This is a genomic window from Methylocystis sp. JAN1, from assembly GCF_052186135.1.
Taxonomy (GTDB): Bacteria; Pseudomonadota; Alphaproteobacteria; order Rhizobiales; family Beijerinckiaceae; genus Methylocystis.
The window spans coordinates 1,383,992-1,410,387 of the sequence record NZ_CP181499.1 but is presented as its reverse complement, the minus strand read 5'-3'; the positions used below and the strand labels follow the sequence as shown (position 1 = coordinate 1,410,387).

General features: G+C 66.7%; 21 protein-coding genes. 11 read left to right on the top strand and 10 right to left on the bottom strand.

Going from position 1 to position 26,396, the window contains the following annotated elements; all coding sequences use genetic code 11:
* The first annotated feature begins 134 nt into the window (after positions 1–134).
* Positions 135–1,787: an energy-dependent translational throttle protein EttA gene (ettA, locus tag ACNHKD_RS06615; RefSeq protein WP_442756282.1), complete on the top strand. Its 1,653-nt coding sequence runs from the start codon at positions 135–137 to the stop codon at positions 1,785–1,787.
* Positions 1,788–1,823: 36 nt separating this feature from the next.
* Here the strand turns inward: ettA and ACNHKD_RS06610 are convergent, their stop codons facing one another.
* Both ACNHKD_RS06610 and ACNHKD_RS06605 read right to left on the bottom strand, forming a co-directional pair.
* Entirely contained in the window at positions 1,824–2,399 is a 576-nt protein-coding gene (locus ACNHKD_RS06610) for a hypothetical protein (protein WP_442756281.1), read from the bottom strand.
* A 99-nt stretch (positions 2,400–2,498) separates the two neighbouring features.
* A complete protein-coding gene (locus ACNHKD_RS06605; protein WP_442756280.1) occupies positions 2,499–2,804 on the bottom strand; it encodes a DUF3175 domain-containing protein in 306 nt (101 codons plus the stop codon).
* Between the two features lie 294 nt (positions 2,805–3,098).
* Between ACNHKD_RS06605 and ACNHKD_RS06600 the strand changes: the two genes are divergently transcribed.
* Positions 3,099–3,596, top strand: a complete 498-nt coding sequence (locus tag ACNHKD_RS06600; protein WP_442756279.1) for a transglycosylase SLT domain-containing protein — start codon at positions 3,099–3,101, stop codon at positions 3,594–3,596.
* 36 nt (positions 3,597–3,632) lie between these two features.
* On the opposite strand, the gene lptA is transcribed toward ACNHKD_RS06600, so the two are convergent.
* From lptA to ACNHKD_RS06580, 4 genes are all read right to left on the bottom strand, one after another.
* Positions 3,633–4,175: a lipopolysaccharide transport periplasmic protein LptA gene (gene lptA, locus ACNHKD_RS06595; protein WP_442756278.1), complete on the bottom strand. Its 543-nt coding sequence runs from the start codon at positions 4,173–4,175 to the stop codon at positions 3,633–3,635.
* 7 nt (positions 4,176–4,182) lie between these two features.
* Positions 4,183–4,983: an LPS export ABC transporter periplasmic protein LptC gene (gene lptC, locus ACNHKD_RS06590; RefSeq protein ID WP_442756277.1), complete on the bottom strand. Its 801-nt coding sequence runs from the start codon at positions 4,981–4,983 to the stop codon at positions 4,183–4,185.
* A 48-nt stretch (positions 4,984–5,031) separates the two neighbouring features.
* Positions 5,032–5,646 carry a ribonuclease D gene (locus ACNHKD_RS06585; protein ID WP_442756276.1) on the bottom strand — a complete coding sequence of 205 codons (615 nt, stop codon included), beginning with the start codon at positions 5,644–5,646 and terminating at the stop codon, positions 5,032–5,034.
* A gap of 70 nt (positions 5,647–5,716) precedes the next feature.
* Positions 5,717–5,980, bottom strand: a complete 264-nt coding sequence (locus ACNHKD_RS06580; protein ID WP_442756275.1) for a hypothetical protein — start codon at positions 5,978–5,980, stop codon at positions 5,717–5,719.
* 139 nt (positions 5,981–6,119) lie between these two features.
* Here ACNHKD_RS06580 and ACNHKD_RS06575 point away from each other — a divergent pair, with 139 nt between their 5' ends.
* Entirely contained in the window at positions 6,120–7,826 is a 1,707-nt protein-coding gene (locus tag ACNHKD_RS06575) for a hypothetical protein (protein WP_442756274.1), read from the top strand.
* A gap of 80 nt (positions 7,827–7,906) precedes the next feature.
* Positions 7,907–9,064, top strand: coding sequence for an AI-2E family transporter (locus tag ACNHKD_RS06570; protein ID WP_442756273.1), 1,158 nt, complete (start codon positions 7,907–7,909; stop codon positions 9,062–9,064).
* On the opposite strand, the gene ACNHKD_RS06565 is transcribed toward ACNHKD_RS06570, so the two are convergent.
* Positions 9,042–10,253 carry a lytic murein transglycosylase gene (locus tag ACNHKD_RS06565; RefSeq protein WP_442756272.1) on the bottom strand — a complete coding sequence of 404 codons (1,212 nt, stop codon included), beginning with the start codon at positions 10,251–10,253 and terminating at the stop codon, positions 9,042–9,044. The genes ACNHKD_RS06570 and ACNHKD_RS06565 overlap by 23 nt on opposite strands.
* Before the next feature lie 116 nt (positions 10,254–10,369).
* Between ACNHKD_RS06565 and ACNHKD_RS06560 the strand changes: the two genes are divergently transcribed.
* The 4 genes from ACNHKD_RS06560 to ACNHKD_RS06545 are packed head-to-tail and all read left to right on the top strand — an operon-like array spanning position 10,370 to position 14,509.
* The gene (locus ACNHKD_RS06560) at positions 10,370–10,705 is read left to right on the top strand and encodes a hypothetical protein (protein WP_442756271.1); all 336 of its coding nucleotides are present in this window, start codon (positions 10,370–10,372) and stop codon (positions 10,703–10,705) included.
* The gene (locus tag ACNHKD_RS06555; RefSeq protein WP_442756270.1) at positions 10,698–11,174 is read left to right on the top strand and encodes a hypothetical protein; all 477 of its coding nucleotides are present in this window, start codon (positions 10,698–10,700) and stop codon (positions 11,172–11,174) included. The genes ACNHKD_RS06560 and ACNHKD_RS06555 overlap by 8 nt, the downstream gene beginning before the upstream one ends.
* The gene (locus ACNHKD_RS06550) at positions 11,171–14,152 is read left to right on the top strand and encodes an HAD-IC family P-type ATPase (RefSeq protein ID WP_442756269.1); all 2,982 of its coding nucleotides are present in this window, start codon (positions 11,171–11,173) and stop codon (positions 14,150–14,152) included. Before ACNHKD_RS06555 ends, ACNHKD_RS06550 begins: the two co-directional genes overlap by 4 nt.
* A gap of 54 nt (positions 14,153–14,206) precedes the next feature.
* Positions 14,207–14,509: a DUF5132 domain-containing protein gene (locus ACNHKD_RS06545; RefSeq protein ID WP_442756268.1), complete on the top strand. Its 303-nt coding sequence runs from the start codon at positions 14,207–14,209 to the stop codon at positions 14,507–14,509.
* Between the two features lie 49 nt (positions 14,510–14,558).
* On the opposite strand, the gene ACNHKD_RS06540 is transcribed toward ACNHKD_RS06545, so the two are convergent.
* The 3 genes from ACNHKD_RS06540 to ACNHKD_RS06530 all read right to left on the bottom strand — a co-directional run bounded on the left by ACNHKD_RS06540 (position 14,559) and on the right by ACNHKD_RS06530 (position 20,271).
* A complete protein-coding gene (locus ACNHKD_RS06540; protein WP_442756267.1) occupies positions 14,559–15,149 on the bottom strand; it encodes a hypothetical protein in 591 nt (196 codons plus the stop codon).
* A 121-nt stretch (positions 15,150–15,270) separates the two neighbouring features.
* Entirely contained in the window at positions 15,271–15,555 is a 285-nt protein-coding gene (locus ACNHKD_RS06535; protein ID WP_442756266.1) for a hypothetical protein, read from the bottom strand.
* A gap of 120 nt (positions 15,556–15,675) precedes the next feature.
* Complete coding sequence (locus ACNHKD_RS06530) at positions 15,676–20,271, bottom strand: peptidoglycan-binding protein (protein WP_442756265.1); 4,596 nt, start codon at positions 20,269–20,271, stop codon at positions 15,676–15,678.
* A 373-nt stretch (positions 20,272–20,644) separates the two neighbouring features.
* Here ACNHKD_RS06530 and ACNHKD_RS06525 point away from each other — a divergent pair, with 373 nt between their 5' ends.
* From ACNHKD_RS06525 to ACNHKD_RS06515, 3 genes are all read left to right on the top strand, one after another.
* Complete coding sequence (locus ACNHKD_RS06525; protein ID WP_442756264.1) at positions 20,645–22,438, top strand: acyl-CoA dehydrogenase C-terminal domain-containing protein; 1,794 nt, start codon at positions 20,645–20,647, stop codon at positions 22,436–22,438.
* Between the two features lie 246 nt (positions 22,439–22,684).
* Complete coding sequence (locus ACNHKD_RS06520) at positions 22,685–23,893, top strand: acetyl-CoA C-acetyltransferase (protein ID WP_442756263.1); 1,209 nt, start codon at positions 22,685–22,687, stop codon at positions 23,891–23,893.
* A gap of 150 nt (positions 23,894–24,043) precedes the next feature.
* Entirely contained in the window at positions 24,044–26,251 is a 2,208-nt protein-coding gene (locus ACNHKD_RS06515; protein WP_442756262.1) for a 3-hydroxyacyl-CoA dehydrogenase NAD-binding domain-containing protein, read from the top strand.
* The last annotated feature ends 145 nt before the right edge of the window (positions 26,252–26,396 follow it).

Genomic DNA, 26,396 nt, shown 5'->3' with positions numbered 1-26,396 from the left:
TTTTCGCGAGCGCGCTCTACCACGGCCCGTCGGCCGGGCGGGCGCCTTTCCGCCCGACAGGCGACAATCCGCTTCCCACGGGCGGTCAAAATGCTCTAAACACTGCCGCCAAATTCCTCTCGTTGCGAGGCGATATGGCGCGCCAGTTCATCTATCATATGCAGGGCCTCACCAAGACCTATCCGGGCGGAAAGAAGGTCCTGGACAACATCCACCTCTCCTTCTACCCGGACGCCAAGATCGGCGTCCTTGGCGTCAACGGCGCCGGCAAGTCGACGCTGCTGCGCATCATGGCCGGCATCGACAAGGATTTCACCGGCGAGGGCTTCGTCGCCGAAGGCGCGCGCGTGGGCTATCTGCCGCAGGAGCCGCAACTCGATCCCACGCTGAACGTGCGCGAAAACGTCATGCTCGGAGTCGCCGAAAAGAAGGCCATTCTCGACCGCTACAATGATCTCGCCATGAACTATTCCGACGAGACGGCCGACGAGATGACGAAGCTCCAGGACGAGATCGAGGCCAAGGGCCTGTGGGATCTCGACAGCCAGGTCGATCAGGCGATGGACGCGCTGGGCTGCCCGCCCGACGACGCCGACGTGACCAAGCTCTCGGGCGGCGAGCGCCGCCGCGTGGCGCTATGCAAGCTTCTGCTCGAACAGCCCGAAATGCTGCTGCTCGACGAACCGACGAACCATCTCGACGCCGAGACGGTGAACTGGCTCGAAGGCCATTTGCGCAATTATCCTGGCGCGATCCTCATCGTCACCCACGACCGCTACTTCCTCGACAATGTGACGGGCTGGATTCTCGAGCTCGATCGCGGCCGCGGCATTCCCTATGAGGGCAATTACACGAGCTGGTTGAAGCAGAAACAGAAGCGGCTCGCGCAGGAGGCCAGCGAAGACAAGGCCCGGAGCCGCGCGCTGGAGGCCGAGAGCGAGTGGATCGCGGCGTCTCCCAAGGCGCGTCAGGCCAAGAGCAAGGCCCGCATCCAGCGCTATGAGGAGCTCGTCGCCAAGCAGAACGAGAAGGCGCCGACCACCGCCCAGATCATCATACCCGTCGCCGAGCGGCTGGGTCAGAACGTCATCGATTTCGAGAACATCTCCAAGGCCTTCGGAGACAAGCTTCTCATCGACGATCTCTCCTTCAAGCTGCCGCCGGGCGGAATTGTCGGCGTGATCGGCCCCAACGGCGCCGGCAAGACGACGCTCTTCCGCATGATCACCGGACAGGAAAAGCCCGATAACGGGACGATCGTCATCGGCGAGAGCGTGCAGCTCGGCTATGTCGACCAGTCGCGCGACGCGCTCAACGCGAACAAGACCGTTTGGGAAGAGATCTCCGAAGGCAATGAGGTGATCTATCTCGGCAAACGCGAGATCAATTCGCGCGCCTATTGCTCGGCCTTCAACTTCAAGGGCGCGGACCAGCAGAAGAAGGTCGGCCAGCTTTCGGGCGGCGAGCGCAACCGCGTGCATCTCGCCAAGATGCTGAAGAGCGGCGCCAACGTGCTGCTGCTCGACGAGCCGACCAACGATCTCGACGTCGAAACGCTGCGCGCGCTGGAGGAGGCTCTCGCGGACTTCGCCGGCTGCGCCGTCATCATCTCGCACGACCGCTTCTTCCTGGACCGCGTCGCAACGCATATGCTCGCCTATGAAGGCGACTCGCATGTCGAATGGTTCGAAGGAAACTTCGCTGATTACGAGGAAGACAAGAAGCGGCGTCTGGGCGTCGACAGCGTTATTCCGCACCGGTTGAAGTATAAGAAGTTTACGCGGTGAGTCGAAACGGGCGGCTCCGGGAGCCGCCCGCCTCCTTTATTCGGTGACGAACCGCATCGCTTCGGGACATCCTCGCGCAATGACGGCGTGATCGTCGAGCGGCGATCCAATGACGAATTTGTCTCCCTGCTCAATAGGGTAGACGCGATACAGCGTTTGCGCCATGAAGAAGGCGAGACCTTCGATGTCGGCGCGACTCGCCATCGAAAATTCGCGTACGTAATTCTTGCTGCCCGCTTTTAAGGCGAAGCCCTGCTTCGATAATATCTGGCGTTGACGCGCGCTCAGAACCAGGCCGTCTTTGCCGGTCGGTCCGTATGCGCCGCTTGAGGCTTCGCAAAGCGCGCCGGAGTCTCCGTCGATGAAACGGCATTGCACATAGCGTTGCCCCCTCCCGAACGACACAATGACAAAACGGTTCAAGCCGTCTTTGCGCATCGGCGCATCATGCAATGCATGAATTACTGCAGCAGTCGCGCATTGCAGTTGATGAAATTTTGCGCCTCCAGCAGTTGCGCTGGCGGCGCTCGCCGCGAAAGACAGCGCGACGATCGTCGCCGACCCGCATATTTTCAAACAAGCCTGCGTAGCGCGCTCGTGGGATACTGGCATAATTGGCTGGACGGCGTCTCGGATGGTGACGGGCCGGAGATCTGTCGGCGGTAGCCGGTTCGACCGCAAACGAAAAATAATGCGCGCCGCCGTCAGCCGTCAATACCTTGAGCTTTGCCTTTTATCGCCCCGCCCGAACGCCTTGCGCAACTCCTCCTTCGCCGCCTCCAGCACGTCGCGGCGCGCCTGCGGCAAATCCCGCCCGGCGCGGTTGACGTAGAAAGTCAGCATGGACATCGCCGACCGGTAGGGCGTCGTCTTTCGCCGCTCGCTCGCCTCGGCCGAGCGCTTGAGGGACGCGGCGATTCTCGCCGGATCGTCCCATGTGAACACGCCGGGTTCGAGGTCGAGCGCGTTGCTGTGGCGCGTCACCTCCTGCGACCATTGCGGCTTACGCGCCGTCATTGCGAGCGCCTCCGGCGAAAAAGCTAGTTTCCGGCCGCGAAATGAAAAGGCCCGGCCGCTTTGAGCGACCGGGCCGTCCCTGCTGAAAACTGCACTGAAATCGCCCCTTAGATTTGCCCCTGAAACAGTTGCATCGAACACAAAGAGAGTGACGCTTTCTTAACCTCCGGTCAGTGCGCTGGCGCACAGCGCAAGCGCACGCCCGGTTCCTGCGCCGCCACGATTTCGCCATCTCGCCGTGGCGACTTATGAGAAGTGATTTGTCGGGGCGGTTTGAGAGGAAAGCTTAAGGGAATGAAATCAACCGCTTGCGCCATGACCTTGGCGGCGCTCGCCCTGGCCGGCTGCACCCAGACGGGGTCCCCCGTCGCTTCCGCGCCCGAGTCCTACCTCAATGAGCCGCGTCCGGAGGAAACGCTTCACGGAAAAGACGCGCTCCACGCGCGCATCGCCCATTTCGCGCGCCTTTACGACATTCCCGAGTCGCTTATCCATCGCTCGGTGCGGCGCGAGAGCAATTACAATCCGGCCGCCCGCCACGGCCCCTATTGGGGCCTGATGCAAATCCGGCACGATACGGCCAGGGGAATGGGTTACAGGGGGCCGGCGCATGGCCTCCTCGACGCCGACACCAATCTCACCTATGCGGTGCCCTATCTCGCCAACGCCTATAAACTTTCGGGCGGCGACGAGTCGCGCGCGATCCAGCTCTATGCCGGCGGCTATTATTATGAGGCGAAGCGCCGCGGCATGCTCGGCCTGCTCCACAGGGAAGCGCTGAGCCCGGAATAATCCTCGCAGCCGGCAAGGCCGCGCGCGCGTCTCGGCTTACTGCTTCGCCGAGCCCGGCATGAAGGTCGAGCGCACGCGGCCGCCCTGCGCGGCGCCGCCCTGGATGCTTGCGACGCCGCTCGTGACGTCATAGACGAGCCGATCGCCTTTCACGATATTCTCGCCCTGGGTCAGCGTGACGTTGCCCGTCAGATAGACCTTGTTTTCCGCCTTGTCGTAAACGCCGCGATCGCCCGTGCCGATCTGATCCTTGGAGACGAGCGTCACGGGCCCGTCGGCCTCGATATGTTTCACGCGGTCGTTGCTCGTGGCGCCGGCCGCGGCGGCGCCCTTGCCTTCGAGGAAGATCGTGATCCGCGAGGCCTTCAGGGTCGACGGCCCATTGGTCACGATGACGCTGCCCGAATAGACGAGCTTCTGCTCCTGGTCGAAATAATCGAGCTTGCCCGCGTCGATATTGAGCGGGTCCTTCGCGGTGGCGCCGGGCAGAACGCCGCCCGAGCGTCCCTTGGCGAGAGCCGGCGCGGCGCCGGCGAAAAGGAGAACGGCGACGAGAGCGTAAGTCTTCTGGCGTGTCATCTGCTTCTCACTGCGCCGCGCGCAAGGCGTCCTGCTTTTCGCCGTCCGGCTTCGCCCCGTTCTGCGCGGCGTCGTCCTCCCCGTAGAGCACGGAATGGACATTGCCGGCGAAAGTGGCGCGGCGATCCTTTTGCGAAAATTCGACGCCGTCCGCAACGACTTCGCCGCCTTCGATCTTGAGAGTGACCTTTCTGTCGGAAGTCATCACGCTCGCCCTGAAATCCATGACGGCGGAATCCATCCGCATGTCGAAATTCTTGCTGTCCGAGACCTTCACGCCGCCAGTCAGCGTGCCGCGATCGTTCTTGGTGCTGTAATTCGCCTTCGCCGCCGTCAGCACGATCGGGTTGACGCCCTCCGTCTCGACGCGCACGTCGAGGCCGTCCAGATCGAAAACGTCCGGCGTGGAAATGTCCTGAACGCCCACGCGGGCGCGAATCTCATAGGGCTTTCCGTCCTTGCGATAGCCGACGAGCTTCGGCGTCTCGATGACGATGCGCGTGCCCTTCAGCGCGACGCGGGACAGATTGAGGTCGATCGGCAGGAAGCGCAGCGAACTCGCGGCGAGGCCGATCCCCACCAGCGCCACCGTCCCGCCGACGCCCCAGAAAATCCAGCGCCGCAGCCGCGTGACGCGCGCCGTATGGCGCAGCGCCTCGGGAAAGGCGCTCTCGCGTCGCGCCGTGAGCGCGGCGAGCCGGTCGCGGCCCCCGGTCGGCGGCGGTCCCGCGCGCCGGCCGTCGCCCGACGGCCGATCGCCGGCTCGGTGCGTCGATTGGGAAGGAGTGGCGGCGCTGCCGTCTGTCATGTTGCGATTATCGGGCCGCGGCGTGGCGAATTCGGGGCCGCGCACACTTTATTCGTGTGAGAAGATGTCGACCTCCGGCCAGCCGACGAGATCGAGCTGCGCCCGCGCCGGCAGGAAGTCGAAACAGGCCTGGGCCAGTTCCGTCCGTCCCTCGCGGGCGAGCATGACGTCGAGCTTTTCCTTGAGCTGGTGCAGATATAGCACGTCCGACGCGGCGTAGTTCTGCTGCGCGTCTGACAGGGTCGCGGCGCCCCAATCGGAGGACTGCTGCTGCTTGGAGATTTCGACGCCTGCAAGCTCCCGCACGAGATCCTTCAACCCGTGGCGGTCCGTATAGGTGCGGGTGAGCCTGGAGGCGATCTTGGTGCAATAGACCGGCGCCGGCGTGAAACCGAAGGTCTTGGCTAGAATCGCCAGGTCGAAGCGGGCGAAATGGAACAGTTTCAGTACGCCCGGGTCGGCGAGCAGCTTTTCGAGATTGGGCGCGCGCGTCTGGCCCCTGGCGATCTGCACCAGCTCCGCGTCGCCATTGCCGAAGGAGAGCTGCACGAGACACAGCCGGTCCCGGTGGGGGTTGAGGCCGAGCGTTTCCGTGTCGATGGCGACGATGTTCGAAAGGGCGACCTCCGAAGGGAGATCGCCCTGATGCAGTCTGATGGTCATGACGTCCGATTCGTTTACGAACTGATGCCCGCCATCTTAGCCGAAATGCGGAAAGCTTGTCGAAGCGGCCCTATTTCTTCCGCCCCGGCCTGCGTGGCGCGGGGCCGCTGAGGAAGGGGCGCTCGCCGTCCTGAAGCCGGTCGCCCACGAATCGCGCCCAGCCGATCAGCAATTCGCAGATCGAGCCGGTGATCGCGGCGTAGCGGAAATTCCTGTTGGCGGCGAGCGCGCGCAAGGACAGGCCGAGATAATGGGCCTCCACCAGCGCCTGCTCGAGCCTGGCGCTTTCGTTTTCCGGTTCGGCGCCGCTCTCGGCTTGGTCAATCTCGTTCATTCAAAAAAGCTCCCAACCCGGCGTCCGGACCGCGTTCCGACGGAGGCGAGATTGTCGTAGGCTTAGATGAAAGACAGGCACGTGCTAGGCGTTAACATGAGACCGTAACGCCGTGTTTTCCGAGGAGCGCTGAATTTTAATGAGTTTTGTCGCGAATGGGCCGGAGCTGAAGCTCATCGTCCTGGAAGAGCTGCACCGCGCCTTCGACAGCGGGCTGGACGGCGTGAGCGAACGCCAGCGCAATCTCCTGACCTATCTGGCGACGGAGGAGCTCGAAGGCCGCGGCGACCGGATCAAGGCATATTCCATTGCGACGGAAGTCTTTGGGCGACCAAAGAATTTCGATCCCCAGCAGGACAGCATCGTGCGCGTCGAGATGGCGCGTCTGCGGCAGGCGCTGGAACGCTATTATTTGACCGAAGGCAAGGATGCGTCGGTCGTCATTTCCATCCCCAAAGGCCAGTACCGCCCCGTTTTCACGCGCGCCGAAGGCCCCGCGGCGCCGCCCCCGATGGTTGAAATCGCGCCGCGGAAACGCAAGCTCGGCAAGGTCGCCTTGTTCGCAGGATTAACCTTCGCCGGCGCCGTTGCGGGAGTCGCCGCGTGGCGGTTCGCCGCGCCCGTTCCGCTTGGCGTCCAGGTCGCGTCGGGGGCGCGCAGCCCGATCGTGGCCATCCCCCCTTTCGAATTCCATTCGGACAGGGAGGGGCAGGATTTCGTCGCGGGCGGCCTTCAGGCGGACCTCGCGGATACGCTTTCCGATTATCAGTGGCTGACCGTCATCCCCCTCAACGAGGAAAGCGGCGCCGGCGCCCCGCCGGAGGTCGCGAAACCCGACTTCATCATTCGCGCCTCGCTGCGGCTGCTCGGCGATCAGGTCAAGGCGACGGTGTTGCTGCTCGACGCGCGCTCGGGCGCCGCGCGCTGGACCAACCGTTACGAAATGCGGCTGTCCGCAGGCGACGTCATGGCGATGCAGCGCGACCTCGTGGCCAAGATCGGCCGCGACGTGGGCAACCCTTTCGGGATCGTCGCGGACATCGCCCGCGCCCAGGAAGGCGCGATCCGGGCCGCGAGCGACGAGGCGCTCTCCTGTCAGCTCCGCGCCTTCCATTACTGGAAGACGTTCAAATCGCAGGATTACGCTCCCGCCTGGCGCTGTTTCGTCGACGCCGAGGCGCGCGGCCCGCTCGACGCCGAGACGCTGGCGATCGGCGCCCTCCTCTCGCTCGACCCGCTGAATTTTCCGCTCACGAACCGCACGCTCGCAGAGGCCCGGGCGCAAGCGAGCCTCATGGCGGGGCGCGCGGCCCAGATGAACGAATCGGACTTCCTGACCCGCGTCGCCAATTACGCGGTCGCGCTTTGCGGCGGCGACATTGAGGCGTTCCGCGCCCAGGCCCGGGAGACGATCGAGCGCTTCCCCAATAATCCGCTGGGTTTGGCGGATGTCGGGGCGCGCTTCATTCTGGGTTCGGGCGATTATACGGAAGGAAGCGCGCTTATCGAAAAGGCGCGCGCGATCGCCGCCGACCTCACGCCGGTCGATACGATCGCCGTCGCCGTCGACGCCCTGCGCCGCGGCGCCTACGAGGACCGGCCGGGCCTGCGGCGGGCGGCGGCGCGCACGGACTCGGCCGTGGTGCTCGTCGTCGAGCTCGCGCTCGCGGCCGCGCGGGGCGACCATGACCGCGCGGCGAACATCCGCCGCCAGCTGGCCGAGATCGGCTTTCCCGACCAGAAAAGCGCCGGAGAGGCGCTCGATTCGACCTGCTGGTCGCAAAATATCCGCGACCTCGTGAAATCGAAGGTGACGCTCGCCTTTGTCGAAGCGCGCGCCCAATAAACGCATTCTCGCCTCGCCTCTTGCCTCGCGGCGGGGGTGCGTCCACTCTCGCGCCAATGCAGCGCAACATGAGAACTCCGGTGGCCGACGAGACGCCCTCCTTCAACAGCGACGAACGCCGCTTCAACGCCCTCTTCATCGAAATATCGATCCGGCTCTTCGTGATCGGCTTCCTCGCCTACTGGACCTTCGTCATCATCGCGCCCTTCGGGGCGATGATCGTCTGGAGCGTGGTCCTCGCCGTCGCGCTCTATCCGCTGCTCGACCGGCTCGCCGGCCTGCTGGGCGGCCGCGAGACCGCCGCTGCGGCGCTGATCACCGTCGTCGCGCTCGCGCTCGTCATCGGTCCCGTGACCTGGATGGGCCTGGGATTCGTCGATCCGGTCAAGAGCGTGATCGCGGGCTTCGACAATGGCGACTTCGCCATCCCGCCGCCGCCCGCCGCGGTCAAGGCCTGGCCGCTGATCGGCGCGCAGCTTTATTCCTTTTGGGAGCTGGCCTCGACCAATCTGCGCAGCGCCCTGACCCAGATCCTGCCGCAGCTCAAGCCCGTGGGCGAATATCTGCTCGGCATGGCGCGCAACGCCGGCGTCGGCACGCTGAAATTCCTTCTTTCCGTGATCCTCTCCGGCTTCCTGCTCGCCTATGCGCAGCAGCTCCTCGTCGGCATGCGGGCGCTGGCCCGCCGGATCGATCCGAGCAATGGCGAGAACTATCTCAACCTCGCCGGCGCCACGATCAACGCCGTCTCGCGCGGGGTCATGGGCCTTTCCATCATGCAGGCGGTGATCGGCGGGGTGGGCATGTTCCTCGCCGAAGTCCCCGGCGCGAACCTCCTGACCATCGCCATCCTGGTCCTCGGCATCGTCCAGATCGGGCCGCTGCTCGTCGTCGCGCCGGTCGTGTTCTGGGCCTGGACGACCCTCTCGACGCCCGCCGCGATTGGTCTGACGATCTGCATGCTGACGGTCAATTACATGGATAACGTGCTGAAACCTTTCATTTTCGCCCATGGCCTCGCAACGCCGATTCCCGTCATCTTCATCGGCGTGATCGGCGGCGTGCTGGCGCATGGCGTCGCCGGCCTCTTCGTCGGGCCGGTCGTGCTCGCCGTCGTCTGGGAGCTCGCGACCGCCTGGATCGCCGACGAGATGGTCGCGGGAGAAGGCGCCGCCGCGGTTTCGAGGAGCCAGATTGCGCCGCTTGTGGAGAGCCCTACCGTCCCCGCAGAGCGTTGAGCACCTTGAGGCTCGCGCGGCCATTGCGGGGCAGGCCGACGCGGCCCTGATAGTCAGCGATGGCCTCCCTGGTCTTGGTCCCGATCACGCCGTCGGGATCGCCCACGTCATAGCCGGCGCGGATCAGCAGGGCCTGCAATTCGCGCCGCTCCGCGCGGGAAAGCCCCGGATCGTCCGTCGGCCAGGGCGTCTGGATGCCAGGGCGCCCGCGCAGCCGGTCTGAAAGCACGCAGATGGCAAGCGCATAGGATTCGGCCGCGTTGTAAGCGTAGATGGCGTCGAAATTCCTGGTCACGAGGAAAGCCGGGCCGTTTTTGCCGGCCGGCAGCATCAGCCCCGCCGAACCGCTCCCGAGCCCGCCGCCGTCGAGCCGGGTGATTCCCAGCGACGCCCAATGGGACATGGGCATTTTGCGGGTCCGGCCCCAACCGCCATTATAGTTCTCGGGCAACCGCACTTCGAAACCCCAGGTCTCGCCGGCGCGCCAGCCGCTCTTGCGCAGATAATTCGCGGTCGAGCCAAGCGAATCGGCGGCCGAGCTGGCGATATTGCGGCGCCCGTCGCCGTCGAGATCCACCGCCGCGCCCAGGAAGGTCGAGGGCATGAACTGCGTATGGCCGAAGGCGCCGGCCCAGGAGCCGAGCATTTCGTCCTTGGCGACGTCGCCGTTGTCGAGAATCTTCAGCGCGGCGATAAATTCCTTGCGCCAATAGTCGTTGCGGCGCGGCGCCTCGCAGGCGAGCGTCGCGAGCGACTGCACGACGTAGCGCTTGCCGAAGCTCTTGCCGAAATCGCTTTCGACGCCCCAGACCGCGACCACGGTCGCGGGATCGACGCCGTAATGCGACTGGGCGGCGTGCAGCGCGCTCGCGTTTTTATGCATCATCGCGCGCCCTTCCTCGACGCGCTCCTCGTCGACGAGGCCGGCGACGTAATCCCAGACCGGCGTGGTGAACTCCGGCTGCTTGTCCATGAAGCTCACGGCGTCGTTCGGCTCCATGCCGTCCGTCGCCGAGGCGATGGTCTGCTGGCTGACCCCCGCCCCCGACGCCGCGTGACGCAGGCCGCCGAGGCAGGAGGACCAATCCGCGAGAGCGGGATGCGCGAGAAGCAGAAGCGCGGCCGCGGCCAACGCCAGTTGATTCGCTTTCATGCGGGCCACCGTAACGCAACGCGTAAAATTTTTCATGAGCCTCCGCGGGCGGCGGCTGCCCCGCAGGCGGGATCGCGCACGCCGCCGCGCTTGAAGGCGACCTGCGCAACCCTATCACTTCCTTCCACCGCAAATCCCTGGAGGCGTTCGCCATGGCGCATATCGGTCGCAGTCTTCTGCTCGCTTTGGCCGCCGGAGCCGCGGGAGGCGCCGCGGCGACGCTCTTAAACCGGGATAATGGCCAAAAGCGCTCGTTCACGAAAAGCGCGGTTCGCGCAGGATTGCTGGCCTATGACCGCATCCGCGGGGCGGTGGGCGAAGCGGCCGAAAGCATGAGCGACGTCATAGCGGAGGTTCATTCCGAACTCGAAGAGGAAAGAGGCGGCGCGAAGGCGCATGGCCAGGAAAGCGCTCAGGCGCAAGACGCGCAGGAGAATGTGGCGCCTTTCATGGCCAAAGCCGAGGCCGAGAGGAAGGCGCATGGCTGAGAAGCCGAAAGCGCATGTCGTCCACCATACGCCGTCCCGCGTCAGACTGCGCATTCCAGCAAAGCGCCATGACAAGGCGTTTTTTTCCTCTGCGTCGCGCCTGCTCGAGGAAGCGCTCGACGCGGCGATCGAGACTAATCCCGCGACGGGAAGCATTCTCGTGATCGCAGCCGACGCGCCGAAGGCCGTCCGTTCGCTCGGCGACGCCTCGCCTTTCGACGTCGTCGACGAAAGACAGGACGGCCAGATCAGCCTGCCGCAATTGCGCGAGCAGGTGGAAAGCGCCAATGCGCGCTTCTCGCGCTTTTTCGGCGGCGACGCGCGCAGCTATGTCGTTCTGGCGCTGATCGGCGCGAGCCTTCTCCAGGTCGCGCGCGGCAGGACGCTTGCGCCCGCCGTGACGCTTCTCTGGTACGCGAGCGAAGGATTGCGGCTCTGGTCGCCGAGCCGGGGTCAGAGGCCACGTTGACCAGCCTCGAACCGCAGGCCGCGAAGGACGGCGCACGGCCCCTGGTGACGCTGGCGCATGACGCGGTTCCGGGGCGGCTCAGGCTGCGCGTGTCCGGATTGAAGGGCGTCAACGGGCTGAAACGGGCATTGGAAGGCGCGCTGCGCAACGCGCATTCGATCACGCAGGCCGATGCGAGCGTCGCGACCGGCTCGCTTCTCCTGCGCTTTGATCCCCTCGTCCCGACGGCCACGATTATCGGCGCAGTCGAGGACGTTCTGCTTCGATATTTCTCCGGCCGCCTGAGCGGCGGCGCGCAGCCCCGCCTCGCGCCCTGGCACACGCTGCGGGTCGAAGAGACGCTGAAACGGCTGCGCAGCTCCTTGCGGGGCCTTTCCATAAAGGCGAGCGAGCGCCGGCTGAAGCGGTACGGCGAGAATGTGCTCCCCGTCGTTCCCGGCCGGGACAGGATGGAGATCCTGCTGGAGCAGTTCCAGAGCTTGCCCGTCGCGCTTTTGATCGGCGCGGCGGCGCTGTCCGTCTTTACCGGCGGCGCCGCCGACGCGGTCGTCGTTTTGTCGGTCGTCGCACTAAATGCGGGGATCGGCTACGCCACGGAAGTTCAGACCGAGCGCGCGGTGCGCGCCCTTTCCCAGCCGGCCGGCGAGAGCGCGCCGGTCATTCGCGAGGGCGCGCGGGAGACGATCCGCATCGCGCATGCGGTTCCCGGCGACATGCTCGAACTGCGTCCCGGCGTGATCGTCGCCGCCGACGCGCGCATTGTCGCCTCGGACGGGCTGACCATCAACGAAGCGACCCTCACGGGCGAAAGCGCGCCCGCGCCGAAATCCGCGGGTCCGCTGGAGCGTCGCAACGTCGCCCTCGCCGATCGCGCGAACATCGCCTATCGGGGAACGATCGTCACTGGCGGAAGCGGGCGCGCGGTCGTCGTCGCCACGGGCGCGGCGACGGAAATCGGCCAGCTGCAAAATTTTCTCGCGGGCGCGAGCGCGCCCGAAACGCCCTTGCAGAAAAAGCTCGGGCGGCTTGGTCGGCAGCTCACATTGATCGCGGGCGGCGCCTGCGCCGCGGTTTTTCTTCTCGGTCTCCTCAGAGGCTTCGGCCTGTTCGCGACGCTCAGGAACGCCGTCGCCCTTGCGGTCGCCGCAGTGCCGGAAGGCCTGCCGACGCTCGCCACGACGACGCTGGCGCTCGGCGTGCGAGAAATGCGGCGCCAGCGCGTCCTGATCCGGAAGCTCGACGCCGTCGAGACGCTCGCTTCCGTCCAGGTCGTCTGTCTCGACAAGACCGGCACGCTGACCTTCAACCGCATGTCGGCGGCCGAAGTGAGCTGCGACGGCGTCGCCCATCGCTGTGACGGCGGGCGGCTCCCGACGGCTCCCCCGACGGCGCTCCGCAATCTCGCGGAGATCGTGGCGCTCTGCAACGAAACTCCGGCGGATGACGACGAGCCGCAAAACGGAGCTGCGCCTTCGGCGACGGAAACGGCCTTGCTGGATTTTGCGAAGAAGGCCGGCGTCGACGTCCGCCGCCTGCGGCGCGACTATCCTCTCAGGCGCATCACCTATCGGTCCGAGCGGCAGCTCTTCATGACCACGCTGCACGCCGCGCCGCGCGGCGGCAATCTTGCCGCGGTGAAGGGAAGCCCGGAGGAAGTTCTGGGCCTCTGCAGCCACATTCTCCATCGCAATGAAACGGTCGCGCTGTCGGACGAGACGCGCCGCCGCGTCGGAGCGGAAAATGCGCGGCTCGCCCGCGACGGCCAGCGCGTGCTCGGCGTCGCCTATCGCGTCTTCGAGGGCGAGGAGGCGCCCGTCGGCGGCCTCGTCTTTGTCGGCCTCATCGGCCTTGCGGACCCTTTGCGCCCCGGCGCCGCCGAGTTGCTCCGCGCGCTCAGGCGCGCCGGCGTAAATCCCGTGATGATTACGGGCGATCAGAGGATGACGGCCGAGGCGATCGCGCGCGCGCTTGATCTCGGCGACGGCGGCGCCTTGCGGATCATCGACGCCGACGCGATCCCGGATCTGGAAGACATGTCGGACGGCGCGGCGATCCCCCATGTCTTCGCCCGCGTCACGCCGGGACAGAAGCTCGAGATCGTGGAGGCGTTGCAGCGGGCGGGCCATGTGGTCGCCATGACGGGCGACGGCGTGAACGACAGCCCGGCGCTCAAGGCGGCGGATATTGGCGTTGCGATGGGCTTCAGCGGCAGCGAGGCGGCCCGCGACGTCGCCGACATCATTCTGCAGGACGATCGTCTCGAGTCCCTCATTCCCGCAATCCGGCAGGGTCGCGCGACGCATGCGAACATCCGGCGCGCGATCCACTATCTGCTGGCGACGAATATGAGCGAGATTCTGCTCATGCTGCTCGCGCCCGCGTTCAATCTCGGGCAGCCGCTGACGCCGGCGCAACTGTTGTGGATCAATCTCGTCACGGATGTCGGTCCCGCGCTCGCGCTCGGACTCGAGCCGCCGCATCGCGACGTCATGAACGGCCCCCCGGCGTCCGCGCGGGAGGAAATCATCGGCGCCGGGTCCGCGCGCAGGCTCGGCCGCGAGGCGGGACTCATCACGGCGGGATCGCTCGGGGCCTATCTTTACGGCGTTTCCCGGCACGGATTTTCTCCGCGCGCCCGAACCATCTGCTTTACCAGCATCGTCGCCGCGCAGGTGCTGCATGCGCTCGGAGCCCGCTCAGAAAAGCAGAGCCTGTGGAGCACGGACCTTCCGAAAAATCCGATCCTCTCGGGCGTCGTCGCCGGTTCCATCGCCTTGCAGGCCTTGGCCATGGCCTTCGCGCCGTTGAGGCGTCTGCTCGGAGTCGCGCCCATCGGACGCTTCGATATCGCCGTGGCGATGGCCGCCGCCGCCGCGCCGCTCCTTGCGAACGACTTCTTCAAGCTGGCGGCCGCGCGGTCGGAAGCTCGGACGAGCGACGCGCCGCCAGTTGAGATAAATCCGTCACACGCGCCTTGAAACGCATGTCCGCAGGCCGACTTTCCGCAGGTCAACTTGCTTACGGAGGAAGAAATGGCGCTGCTGGAGGATGTCGTAAAATTGGAGGGAGCGGGCCCGGTCGTGCTCGGGATCGGCGCTCTCATGCTCGCGCCGTCATTACTGCCTGCGGTGGGGCGGGTCCTTCGGCCGGTTGTGAAAGGGGTCATCAAGACCGGGATGACGATCTACGACGAAACCTATGCGTCTGTGCGGGAGGCGACCACCGACCTCATCGAGGAAGCGCGCGCCGAGCTTCGGCACGAGGCGCAGGCGCATGACGGCCAGGCGCGCGGCGGCATGGCCCCCGAGAACCAGCGCGGACACGCTCACGCGTAAGAATGCCGCGGACGCCGGCGGCGGCGTTGCTGGCGTCCGCACGAAAGATTCAGACAGGCCGGTTGGCGTTCCGGTTGCGCACCGGGCCCATGCGCTCCACGCCCTGCGCGTAGCTGATGACGTCGAATTTCGCGTTGAATCCTAAAGCCGCGTCCGCGACGGCGTCGGTCTTGCCGGCGGTGGAGAGCTTCTTGAGATCGCCCTTGTCCAGATAGAGAAGTTCGAGAAGCTCGTTATAGACCGTGGCCTCGTCGATCGGCAGCACGTTGTAGGTGATTCCGTCGATCTCGACCTCATATTTCGAGAGGAGGTCGATATTGTTGCAGAAGATGAAATACTTGCCTTCCGGCGAAAAAAGACCCTTCGTCACCTGGGCGAGATCGGTCAGCCACTCGAAGGAATGAAGGTAACAGGCGAAGAACGGAATTGTCGGTTCTCCGACATTCGCGACCGCAATCACCTGATCGACCGAGCGCTCCGGCGGGCGCTTTTCGTCGGCGAGCTGCTCCTGGAAGATGAGCGCCAATTCGCCGCGAAACCCGAAGCGGCCAGGCTTCTCCGTGGGTCCCTTGAGAACCGCGTTGAGGAGGCGGCCCTGCTCTTCGAGCGTCTTGAAGGCGGTGTCGGCAATGCTGGTCATGTGGTCACTCTTCGCCGTTTGAATTCGAACGGCGAGGGTCGAGCAACCGACATGCCATGTAGAAGAGACAATGCGCCGGCCGGCCGTGGCGGACCGACGCATGCGTTTTTTCCGTTGCGATTTATTGGCAGATGCGGCGCGGCTGCGAGCCGATCTCGACGCCGTATTCGTCGAAGATCGGACGACGCTCCACCCAGCACCGCGGCGGAGGCGGCGGCGGGGGCGCGTAATAGACCGGCGGCGGAGCCGGTTGGGCGAGCGCGCCGCCGGCGATGGCGCCGAGCGCGAAGCCGCCAATGCCGGCCGCGATGGCGGGGCCGGCCGAATCAGCCTGCGCGGGCGCGGCCGACAGCGTCACGGCCCCGATCGCCGAAGCGGCGAGGATCGTGGCGAGGGTTTTTCTCATCTCAACTCTCCAGAAGGCGATGGGCGGGTGGAAGCCTCATGACATCGCGACGTTAACCGTCAGAGAGTCGATGAAGCGTAAATGAACGGCGAAAACTTGACGTCCCGTCGTTCAGCGCGTTCAGAGGGCGGAGATCTTCGCCTTCTGCGTCGCCTTGACGCCGGGACTCGCCGAAGGCTTGCCTGCGTTGGCGGATGGATCCCTCAGGCTTTCCCAGCCGCCCTTGGGAGGGAGAACGTCGTTCGCCTCGCGACGCGGCTCCTTGGGCTTGAAGCCGGCCGCGAGCGACTTGGCCGTCGAGAGATCCTTGGTGTCCAGCCGGGCGGCGACCTCGTCGCGCTTCTTCGCGGCGTCGGCGTCGCCCTGATCGGCGGCGGCCGCGAACCAGAGATAGGACTGAGTCAGGCTCTGAGGGACGCCGAGGCCGCGCGCAAAGAGGATCGCCAGATTGTATTGGCTGTCGCGCACGCCGAACTCGGCCGCCTTGCGGAACCATTCGGACGCCGCCGCGTAGTCCGGCTTGCCGCCGTCGCCGCCTTCGGCCAGCAACACGGCGAGATTGTGCATGGCGCGGGCGTTGCCCGCTTCGGCGGCCGACTGGTAATATTTCTTGGCGCGGGCGTAGTCGCGCTCGACGCCGACGCCCTTCTCGTAGAACGAGCCGAGGCGATATTGCGCGGGCGCAAGCCCTTGCGCCGCCGCCTTTTCGAACCACTGCGCCGCCGTCTTGGCGTCGCGGGCGACGCCCCGTCCGTCCGCAAGGCGCACGGCGAGCTCATATTGCGCAGAGGGATCGCCCTGCTGGGCGAGCGACTTGATGACGCCGATCGCGTCCGGCGCCGAGAGCGGGTTGAGCCCGCCGATCGAACCGACCGGCGTCGAGTCGACCGGCGCGTTTTCCGTGTGCGGCGCGATCATGCGCGGCGGCGGCGCATTGTTGGGGCTCGCCGGCGGCGGGGCGACGAGAGACGGCGGACGGACGACGCGGACCGGCTCCGCCGGGGCGGACGAAATCGGCGGAGCCGGCTGGATCGGCGCTTTGGCGGGGGTCGCGGCCGGCGCGGCGGCGCGGGCCGGCGCGACGTCCTTCGGCGCGGCCTCGGGAGCGTCGGCCGCCGAGCCCGGCGCCGCGGGGACCGCATCCGTCTCAGCCGGCGCGGCTTCCGTCACCTGATGGTCCTGATGCTCGCCGCCGCGGCCCTGCAGCGCCATGCGCGTCATGCCGAACGCGCCAGCGAGCAGCACCACGCCGGCGAGGCCCAGCAAAAGCGGCCGCTTGCGATCCTCGAGCGTGGCGGCGAGGCCGCCGGATTTTCGCGCGCCGGCGCCGGCGTCGGGGCGCCCGCTCGCCCGGCGCGCCTGCTGCGCCCTCTCGGCGGCCTCGGCGTCCATGGCCGCCTGCTGGGCGGCGCGACGCGCGGCGGCGATGAAATCCGTCTGGACGGCGTCGCCGCGCGGGGCCTCGGGGACCGCGGGCGCAAAGCCCGGCTCGCGACGCTGCGGGCGCGGCGCGCCGGGCGGCACGAGGAAATCCACCAGATCCCCGTCCTCGTCGGCTTCGGCGCGCGGCGCGCGGCGGGGCTCGACCGCGGGTTCGGGCGCGCGCAAGGCCTGCGGCGCGTCGTCGAGACGGCCGGCGAAAGCGGGCTCGACAGCCGGCGCGGCCTGGGCGGCGGCCGGCGCGCTGCGGATTTCCGTGAGCTCGTCCTCGAACATGGCGAGGCGGTCGACGACGCGCTCCAGCGTCTCGTGCACGGCGAGCAGCGTCTCATGGGTGCGCTGGCCGCTCTCGTCCTGAATCTTGCGAATGTCGGTCAGCTCGCGCTCGAGCGCCTCGCGCAGCGCGCCCGGAACCGGGTTCGCCTGACGGAGAATGTCCTGGGTCGCGCGGCGGACGGCCTCCTCGGCCGCGAGCGTCGTCGCGGCTTTGGTCTCCTCCATCTGCGCGACGAGCGCGGCGATGCGGGCCTCGACGCCCGCGAGCGCGGCGCCGTCCTGGTCGTTTCGGTCGAGCCGCTGCGAAAGCGCGCCGATCTGCGCCTCGAGCGCCTTCAGCGCGCCGGAATCGGCGCGCGGATCGAGCGCCTGATTCATGCGCGCCGCGAGCTGCTCGACCAGGGCGGCGAGATCGTTCTGCCGCGCCTCGACGCGATCGCCTTCCTCGGCGCGCTGCGACAGGGCGGCCTGCATCCGCTCGAGGCGCGTCGCGATCTCCTCAAGCTGCGGATGGTTCTGCGGCTCGAAGAGCATGGCGCCGAGGCGCGAATTGGCGCTCGCGTCCTCGAGACGGTCCACCTTGTAAAAGAGCGCCTCGAGCTGGTTCTGGATCGCGCCGAGATCCGGCGCCTTCGACGTGGCCCCGAGCGCGGCTTCGACCTTCTGGTCGAGCCCGCGCACCATCTCCTCGATGAAGCGAACGTCGGCGGCGGGGGCCGCGGCGGCGCCCTGATCGAGACGCTGCGCGAGGGTTTCGCGCACGAAATCGATGCGCTGGGCGAGTTCGGCGAACTGGCGGTCCGCGACCGGCCGCCGCAGCATGGCCTCGATGCGCGCCATGGACTCGGCGGCGACGGGATCGCCCATGCGGTTTTCAAGCCGCTCGATCTTCCGTCCGATCTCCTCGAAGCCCGGATTATGCGGCCGCCCGTCGAGCGCCGAGTCGATCTTGACGGCGAGACTGGCGATGAGCCGTTCGAGCGACCCGGTGTCGACGGGTTTCTGCGCGACGGCGCTGTCCTCGATGCGGCGCGCCAGCGTGCGGCCGAGCTCGTCGATGCGCTCGCCGAGTTCGTCGAAGCGCTTGGCTCCCGCGCTGAGGACGGCCTCGTCCAGCTTCGCCGCGACCTGCTCCAGCCGGCGGTTGAAAGTGTCGAAGCCGGCATTGGTCTCGGCCGCGACGATGGACCGGATGGAGCGCGCCAGTTCGCCCATGTCGAGCGCGGCCGCAGCCCTGGCGGCGCCGACGCCGGCATGGGCGAGAGCGTCCACGCGCTGGGTGAGATCGAAGAGGCGGGTCTCGATTTTTTCAATCGGCAGCGGCCGCGACGCGATCGCCGAGAGCTGCTCGCGGATTTCGCGCGTCTGCGCGGCTAGCTGCCGGATGGCCGCGGCGTCGGCGGCGTTGGGCTGCTGCATGGCGTCGAGCCGGCGGCCGATGGTCTGAACGTCGGCGTGCAGATTGCGCACGATCGGGCTTGGATCGAGATCGCGAATGACCGCGCGCAACTCGCCGGCGATGCGCTCGGCGGGCGCGAGCAGGTCGTCGGAGACGCCGCGATTGCGCTGCACGTCGACGCGATGGGCGAGATCGCGCAGGGCCGTCTCGACGGCGGCGACCGAGGCGCGCGGGGCGAGGTCGCCGACGGCGCGCGACATGTCCTCGACTTCGCGGCGCAGCCCCTCGATCTGGCGCATGGCGACCATCTGCTGGTCGGAGCGCTCGGTGGCGTCCTGGCGCACGGTTTCGAGCCGCTCGGAGAGCGAATCGAGCGAGGCGTGGAGCGCGGCGAAGCGCGTGGCCGGCGGATCGCCTTCCGACAGATCCGGCGCGCGCGGCGGCTGCGCGGGGATTTCGTCCAGGGCGCGCTGGCGCCGGGCGATCTCGGCGATCGCGTCGACCAGCGGGCGGCGGGTCAGCGGCTCGGTCCGGCGCAGCCCCTGATCCAGCGCGGCCGGGCTCGCGCCCGTCAGATCGGCGCCCGTCAGATCGGCGCCCGGCGCCGGAAAAGCGGGCTGGCTCTTTGGCGCACGCGCGTCCTGAGATGCGCTCGCGTCCCGATCGAGGCGGCGGGAGATGTCCGAGAGGCGCCGATCGAGGCTCGACAGCGCCTGTTCGAAATCGGGGCCGCGCTCGCCGGCCGACAGGCGGTCGAGACGCGACTCGAGGCGCGCGAGGGCGGAGCGGATGGGCTTCACGGCGCCGCCCGCCGCGGGTTGCTCCGCAAGGCGTGATTCGATGCGGCCGAGGCGTTCGGCGAGAAAGGCGAGGCCCTCCTCCGCCGTCTCGCGGCTGCGCTGCCCCTCTTCGAGAATGCCGGCGAGATTGTCGAGCGCGCGCGCCGTATGGCGCTCGCTTTCCTCGGCGCGCTGGGCGAAGGCGGCGACGGCGCGCTTGACCGCGTCGCCCTCGCCGCGGCGCTGGCCGCGCTTGATCAGATCGGCGAGGTTTTCGAAGGCGCGGGCGGTCTGGCGCTCGCTCTCCGCAACCCGGCGCTCGACCATGGCGGCCGCGTCGGCGACGATCGCCTTCGGATCGAGACGCGCCTCGTCGCGCCAGCGGCGGCGGGCGGCTTCGGCCTCGCGGCGTTGACGGCCGCGCTCGTAGCGGGCCTCCATGTCGGGTTTCCCGGAGTCGCGCCGGCCGCGCGGGGCGGAGTCGATACGGTCGTCCCGATCGTCGAAACGGTCGTCGCGATCGCGCCGGGACGCCGCCCGCATGTCGTCGGCGTCGTCGCGCCAGCGGCGCGGCTGCCGGTAATCCTCGTCCTCGCGGCGGCGGTCTTCGCTCGCCCCGGCCGGCCGCGCCAGGCGACGCGCGACGGCGTCCAGGCGGTCCTCGTCCGCGTGGTCGGGCTCTTCCTCGACGCGATCGTCCTCGCGAATCGCGTCATCGAGCCAATCGCCCAGGCTCTTTCCCGACCGGCGCGCCTCGGAACGGGCGGATTCGCGCATGTCGAAATCGTGACCCCGGGATTTGCGGGAAAGAGCCTTGGTCATGTCTGTGTCCGGCGAATCCGGCTTGCGGATAGCTCGAGAGAAACTGGGGGAACCGACTCTGGGCCGCGCGAATCGCGCGCTCTACTCTCGACGCCTTGGCGCCGTTAAGGCCGACTTTCCGTCAATCAAGGTAAATAACCGGTTAAGGTTCGACCCGAGCGCACCCCTTTCGTTCACGATTTGGCGAAATCCGGCGCGCCGGCGACGAATCGCCTCCTTCGGAGGAGAACATTGATCGCGACGACCCTTCAAGGTCATTTTGAGCCGCGTTCAAGCCCCTATTGCGCCCACTCGCGCGCCTCTCTACCTAAGACGCGGAAGACGTCGCTCCGGCCCGTGACGCGAATCGGGCGCGACCGCAGTGGAGATCTCGATGCCGAGCTACAGAGCGCCCGTTGACGACACGCTGTTCCTCCTCAACGACGTTTTGCAGTTGCAGCGCTACGGAAATCTGAAGGGCTTCGCCGACGTCTCGCCGGACGTGACGGGCCAGATTCTCGCCGAGGCCGGGAAGCTCTGCGAGGAGGCGTTCGCGCCGCTCAACCAGTCCGGGGACGCAACCGGCTGCAAGCGCGGCGCCGACGGCTCCGTGACCGCGCCGGCCGGGTTCAAGGCCGCTTATCAGGCCTATGCCGGCGGCGGCTGGATCAGCTTGCCCGTGCCGGAGGAATATGGCGGCCAGGGCCTACCCTATACGCTCTCCATGGCGATGAACGAATTCGCCTCGTCGGCCAACATGGCGTTCGCCATGTATCCGGGCCTGACCCAGGGCGCGCTGGCGGCGCTCCTCACGCACGGCTCCGAGGAGCAGAAGAAGCTGTATGCGCCCAAAATGGCGGAGGGCCGCTGGTCAGGCACGATGAATCTGACCGAGCCGCAATGCGGCACGGACCTCGGCCTGCTGACGACGAAGGCCGTCCCGCGCGGGGACGGAACCTATTCCATCACCGGCCAGAAGATCTTCATCTCCGCCGGCGAGCACGACCTCGCGGAGAACATCGTGCATTTCGTGCTCGCCCGCGCCGAGGGCGCGCCGGCGGGCGTAAAAGGCATTTCGCTTTTCATCGTGCCGAAGATCGTCCCCGGCGCCGACGGCTCGCTGGGGGCGCGCAACGGCGTCTCCTGCGGCTCCATCGAAGAGAAGATGGGCATTCACGGCAACGCCACCTGCGTGATGAATTACGACGGCGCGCAGGGCTTTCTCATCGGCGAGGAGAATCGCGGCCTCAACGCCATGTTCGTGATGATGAACGAGGCGCGGCTCGGCGTCGCGGTGCAGGGCCTCGCGCAATCGGAGGTCGCCTATCAGAACGCGCTCGCCTACGCGAAGGAGCGCCTGCAGGGCCGCGCGCTCACGGGGCCGAAATATCCGGACAAAAAGGCCGATCCGATCATCGTGCATCCGGACATTCGGCGGATGCTGCTCGAGATCAAGGCCTTCAACGAGGCGGCGCGCGGCCTCGCGCTCGCCGCCGCGCTCGACAGCGACGTCGCCCATCGCTCGGGCGATCCGGCCGCGCGGCAGGCGGCGGAGGACCGGCTCGGCCTGATGACGCCCGTGCTCAAGGGCATGCTGACGGATGTCGGCTTCGAGAACGCCGTCAAGGCTCAGCAGGTCTTCGGCGGCCACGGCTATATCCGCGAATGGGGCATGGAGCAGTTCGTGCGCGACGCGCGGATCGCCATGATCTATGAGGGGGCAAACGGCATTCAGGCGCTCGACCTCGTCGGCCGCAAGCTGCCGCGCGAGGGCGGCCGCGCCATCATGGCCTTCTTCAAGGAGAGCGCGGAGCTGCTCGGCGCCCACGGCGCCAACGAGGCGATGAAGCCATACGTCGTTCCGGCGCAATCGGCGCTGGGCGATTTGCAGAAGGCGTCCATGTGGCTGATGCAGAACGCCATGGCGAAGCCCGACAACGCCGGCGCCGCGTCCTATGATTATATGCATCTTCTCGGCCGCGTGGCGCTCGCTTTGATGTGGGTGAGGATCGCCGCCGCGGCCATGGAGAAGAAGGCGCGCGAACCGGAGACGGCGGCGCTGATGGACGCCAAGCTCGTCACTGCGCGCTTCTATATGGAGCGCATGTTGCCGGAAACCGCGCTGCGGCTCGCCCGCATCGTCGCCGGCGCGGACACGATGATGTCACTGGCGCCGGAGATGTTTTAACGACCGGAGGAGCAATGCGGTCGTGGACGCCTGTAGGGACAGATCGAGGCGCGGCCTTGCCCCTCGCCCCAACCCTCTCCCCGCTGGGCGGAGAGGGCGCGCGCTCGCGATCGGCTTCGCCGCGTGGCCGTGATCCCGCTCCTCTCCCCGCTTGCGGGGAGAGCCTGGGTGAGGGGCAAGGCCACTGATACGAAAAAGAATCGCAGCACGGGCTGCCGACGCGAGAATGAATAGAGAGGAAACGTCATGCCCGAAGCCTTTATCTACGACGCCGTCCGCACGCCGCGCGGGCGCGGCAAGCCGGATGGTTCGCTGCATGAGGTCTCCTCGCTCGGCCTCGCCAATACGGCGCTCAAGGCGATCAAGGAACGCAACCATCTCCAAGGCCCCGAGGTGGACGACGTCATTCTCGGCTGCGTCGATCCGGTCGGCGAGGCGGGCGGCGACATTGCGCGCGCTTCGGCCATCGCCTCGGGCTATTCGTACAAAGCGCCCGGCGTGCAGATCAACCGCTTCTGCGCCTCAGGGCTGGACTCCGTGAATTTCGCGGCCGCCGAGATCATGTCCGGCCAACATGATCTCGCAATCGGCGGCGGAGTCGAGAGCATGAGCCGCGTCGGCATCGGCGCCTCGGGCGGCGCCTGGCCGGTCGATCCGACCATCGCCATCCCCTCCTATTTCATGCCGCAGGGCGTCTCCGCCGATCTGATCGCGACGAAATACGGCTTCTCGCGCGTCGACGTCGACGCCTACGCCGTTGAATCGCAGAAGCGCGCGGCGAAGGCTTGGGAGGAAGGCCGCTTCGAGAAGTCGGTCGTCCCCGTGAAGGACGTGAACGGGATCACGATTCTCGATCGCGACGAGCATGTGCGGCCCGACACCAACATGCAGGCGCTTGCGAGCCTGAAGCCCTCCTTCGCCTTCTTCGCCGAGCAGGGCGGCTTCGACGCGGTGGCGATCCAGGCCTATCCCGCAATTGAAAAGCTCAATTACGTCCACCACGCCGGCAATTCATCGGGCATTGTCGACGGCGCGGCCGCCGTGCTCGTCGGCTCGAAGGAAGCGGGAGAAAGACTGGGGCTGAAGGCACGGGCGCGCATTCGCGCCTTCGCCAATATCGGCTCGGAGCCGGCGATCATGCTCACCGGCCCGATCGACGTGACGAACAAGTTGCTTGCTCGCGCGAAAATGACGCTCGACGACATCGACCTCATCGAGATCAACGAGGCTTTCGCGGCCGTTGTGCTGCGCTATCTCCAGGCCTTCGACCTCGACCCTGCGAAAGTGAACCCGAATGGCGGCGCCATCGCCATGGGCCATCCGCTCGGCGCGACCGGCGCGATGCTGGTCGGCACGGCCGTGGACGAGTTGGAGCGCACGGGCAAAGAGACCGCGCTCGTGACGCTGTGCATCGGCGCCGGCATGGGCACGGCGACGATCATCGAGCGGGTGTGACGCAGCGTTTCCTCGTCCTTCGAGACGCGAGCTTCGCTCGCTCCTCAGGATGAGGAAACACGAGAGCCTCATGCTGAGGAGCCCGCGAAGCGGGCGTCTCGAAGGACGGGGCTCGAAAGCGGGCTTGAGAAGAATTTCGGGAGCGAAACAATGAACCTCGCCAATTTCCGCTATGAGACCGGCGCCGACGGCGTCGCGCTCCTTACCTGGGACATGCCCGGCCGTTCGATGAACGTCATCACGCCGGAGGTGATGAGTGAGCTGGAGCAGGTCATCGACACGGTCGTCGCGGAGGCGAACGTCAAGGGCTGCGTGATCGCCTCCGGCAAGAGCGCTTTCTCCGGCGGCGCCGATCTCACCATGCTGCAACAGGGCGCGGCGCAATATGCAAGGGCGCTGAAGGAGCAGGGCGAGGACGCCGCGAACCGGCTCTTCTTCGAGAATTCGCGCAAGCTCTCTTTGCTCTATCGCAAGCTCGAAACCTGCGGAAAGCCTTTCGCTATCGCCATCAACGGCGTGTGCTTGGGGGGCGCCTTCGAACTCGCGCTCGCCTGCCATTATCGCGTGATGGCCGACGACGACAAAACGAAGGTCGGCCTGCCCGAAATCAAGGTCGGCCTCTTCCCCGGCGCGGGCGGCACGCAACGCGTCTCGCGCATCATGCAGACGGGCGACGCGCTCCAATTCCTGTTCCGCGGCGATCAGGCGAAGCCTAGGGCCGCGCTCGGCGCGAAGCTCGTGCATGAAATCGCGCCGAAAGCCGAAATCGTGGACCGCGCCCGGGCCTGGATCGTCAATGGCGGCAAGGCGCAAGCGCCCTGGGACGCGAAGGATTTCAAGAATCCCTCCGGCAAGGTGTTCTCGCCGACCGGCATGATGATCTGGCCTGCGGCGAACGCCATTCTGCGCCGCGAGACCTACAATAATTATCCGGCCGCCCGCGCCATTCTGCATTCGGTCTATGAAGGCCTTCAATTGCCGATGGATCAGGCGCTCACCGTCGAGTCGCGCTGGTTTGCGCATATCCTCCGCTCGAAGGAAGCCGCAGCCATGATCCGCTCGCTCTTCATTTCGAAGAACGAGCTGGAGAAAGGCGCGCATCGTCCGCCGGAAATCCCGCTGACCAACCTCAAAAAGATCGGCATTCTCGGCGCCGGCTTCATGGGCGCGGGCGTCGGCTATGTGTCGGCGCTGAACGGACTCGACGTGGTGCTGATCGACCGCGACCAGGAAAGCGCCGACAAAGGAAGAGCGACGATCGACAAGCTCATTTCCGGCTCCGTGGCCAAGGGCCGCGCGACGCCGGCGGAGAAGGACGCGCTGATGGCGCGCATCGTCGCCACCGCCGATTATGCGGCGCTTTCGGGATGCGATCTCCTTCTCGAAGCCGTCTTCGAAGACCGCGGCGTGAAGGCCGACGTAACCCGGCGCGCGCAGGCGGTCGTGGGCGGCGACGTCGTCTTCGCGTCCAACACTTCGACCCTGCCTATCACCTCGCTCGCCGAGACTTCGCTCGTTCCCGAAAACTTCATCGGCATCCATTTCTTTTCGCCAGTGGAAAAAATGCTGCTCGTCGAAGTCATCATGGGCAAAAAGACCGGCGACCGCGCGCTCGCCACGGCGCTCGATTTCATTCGCATCATCAAGAAGACGCCGATCGTCGTGAACGACACGCGCGGCTTCTACGCCAATCGCTGCGTGCTGAACTTCGTGCGCGAAGGCCAGATCATGCTGACCGAAGGCGTGCCGGCGGCGATGATCGAGAATGTCGCAAAAATGGCCGGGATGCCGGTCGGACCGCTCTCGCTGAACGACGAAGTGGCGCTCGATCTCGGCTGGAAGATTCTGCAGGCGACGAAGAAGGATGTTGGCGACGCGGCGATCGATCCGCGCCAGGAGCGCGTGCTCGGCTATATGGTCGAGAAGGAGGGCCGCTTCGGCCGCAAGAACGGCAAGGGCTTCTACGACTATCGTCCCGACGGGGGGAAGAGTCTCTGGCCCGGCCTTTCCGCGCTGGCCGAGGCGCAGCTCGATCCCGATACGCTCGACGTGACGGAGCTGAAGCAGCGCTTTCTCGTGACCCAGGCCGTCGAGGCCGCGCGCACCATCGCGGAGGGCGTCGTCACCGATCCGCGCGAGGCGGATGTCGGCTCGATCCTCGGCTTCGGCTTCGCGCCCTTCACCGGCGGCACGCTCAGCTATATTGACGGCATGGGCTCCAGGGCTTTCGTCGAACTGTGCGATGCGCTCGCCGCCAAACACGGCCCGCGCTTCGAGCCGCCGCAATTGCTGCGCGACATGGCGGCGAAGGGCGAAACCTTCTATGGGCGGTTCATGCCGCGGCAGAAGGCGGCGTAGAAACGCGGCCGATCGGGGCGTTGCGCGCCCGAAGGCGCGCGGGCCTGGAGCGCGCGCCTTCAGGCGCGCTTGCGACATTCGCGCATGCTCCATCGCCCATAGGGACATGACATCCCCCTTGACGGCGGCTAAAACACCAATGCGG

Excerpts from the sequence above, each read along its gene's own strand:
- ettA (WP_442756282.1), top strand. The coding sequence starts at position 135 with ATGGCGCGCCAGTTCATCTATCATATGCAGGGCCTCACCAAGACCTAT.
- ACNHKD_RS06610 (WP_442756281.1), bottom strand. The coding sequence starts at position 2,399 with ATGCCAGTATCCCACGAGCGCGCTACGCAGGCTTGTTTGAAAATATGC.
- ACNHKD_RS06605 (WP_442756280.1), bottom strand. The coding sequence starts at position 2,804 with ATGACGGCGCGTAAGCCGCAATGGTCGCAGGAGGTGACGCGCCACAGC.
- ACNHKD_RS06600 (WP_442756279.1), top strand. The coding sequence starts at position 3,099 with ATGAAATCAACCGCTTGCGCCATGACCTTGGCGGCGCTCGCCCTGGCC.
- lptA (WP_442756278.1), bottom strand. The coding sequence starts at position 4,175 with ATGACACGCCAGAAGACTTACGCTCTCGTCGCCGTTCTCCTTTTCGCC.
- lptC (WP_442756277.1), bottom strand. The coding sequence starts at position 4,983 with ATGACAGACGGCAGCGCCGCCACTCCTTCCCAATCGACGCACCGAGCC.
- ACNHKD_RS06585 (WP_442756276.1), bottom strand. The coding sequence starts at position 5,646 with ATGACCATCAGACTGCATCAGGGCGATCTCCCTTCGGAGGTCGCCCTT.
- ACNHKD_RS06580 (WP_442756275.1), bottom strand. The coding sequence starts at position 5,980 with ATGAACGAGATTGACCAAGCCGAGAGCGGCGCCGAACCGGAAAACGAA.
- ACNHKD_RS06575 (WP_442756274.1), top strand. The coding sequence starts at position 6,120 with ATGAGTTTTGTCGCGAATGGGCCGGAGCTGAAGCTCATCGTCCTGGAA.
- ACNHKD_RS06565 (WP_442756272.1), bottom strand. The coding sequence starts at position 10,253 with ATGAAAAATTTTACGCGTTGCGTTACGGTGGCCCGCATGAAAGCGAAT.
- ACNHKD_RS06560 (WP_442756271.1), top strand. The coding sequence starts at position 10,370 with ATGGCGCATATCGGTCGCAGTCTTCTGCTCGCTTTGGCCGCCGGAGCC.
- ACNHKD_RS06555 (WP_442756270.1), top strand. The coding sequence starts at position 10,698 with ATGGCTGAGAAGCCGAAAGCGCATGTCGTCCACCATACGCCGTCCCGC.
- ACNHKD_RS06545 (WP_442756268.1), top strand. The coding sequence starts at position 14,207 with ATGGCGCTGCTGGAGGATGTCGTAAAATTGGAGGGAGCGGGCCCGGTC.
- ACNHKD_RS06540 (WP_442756267.1), bottom strand. The coding sequence starts at position 15,149 with ATGACCAGCATTGCCGACACCGCCTTCAAGACGCTCGAAGAGCAGGGC.
- ACNHKD_RS06535 (WP_442756266.1), bottom strand. The coding sequence starts at position 15,555 with ATGAGAAAAACCCTCGCCACGATCCTCGCCGCTTCGGCGATCGGGGCC.
- ACNHKD_RS06530 (WP_442756265.1), bottom strand. The coding sequence starts at position 20,271 with ATGACCAAGGCTCTTTCCCGCAAATCCCGGGGTCACGATTTCGACATG.
- ACNHKD_RS06525 (WP_442756264.1), top strand. The coding sequence starts at position 20,645 with ATGCCGAGCTACAGAGCGCCCGTTGACGACACGCTGTTCCTCCTCAAC.
- ACNHKD_RS06520 (WP_442756263.1), top strand. The coding sequence starts at position 22,685 with ATGCCCGAAGCCTTTATCTACGACGCCGTCCGCACGCCGCGCGGGCGC.
- ACNHKD_RS06515 (WP_442756262.1), top strand. The coding sequence starts at position 24,044 with ATGAACCTCGCCAATTTCCGCTATGAGACCGGCGCCGACGGCGTCGCG.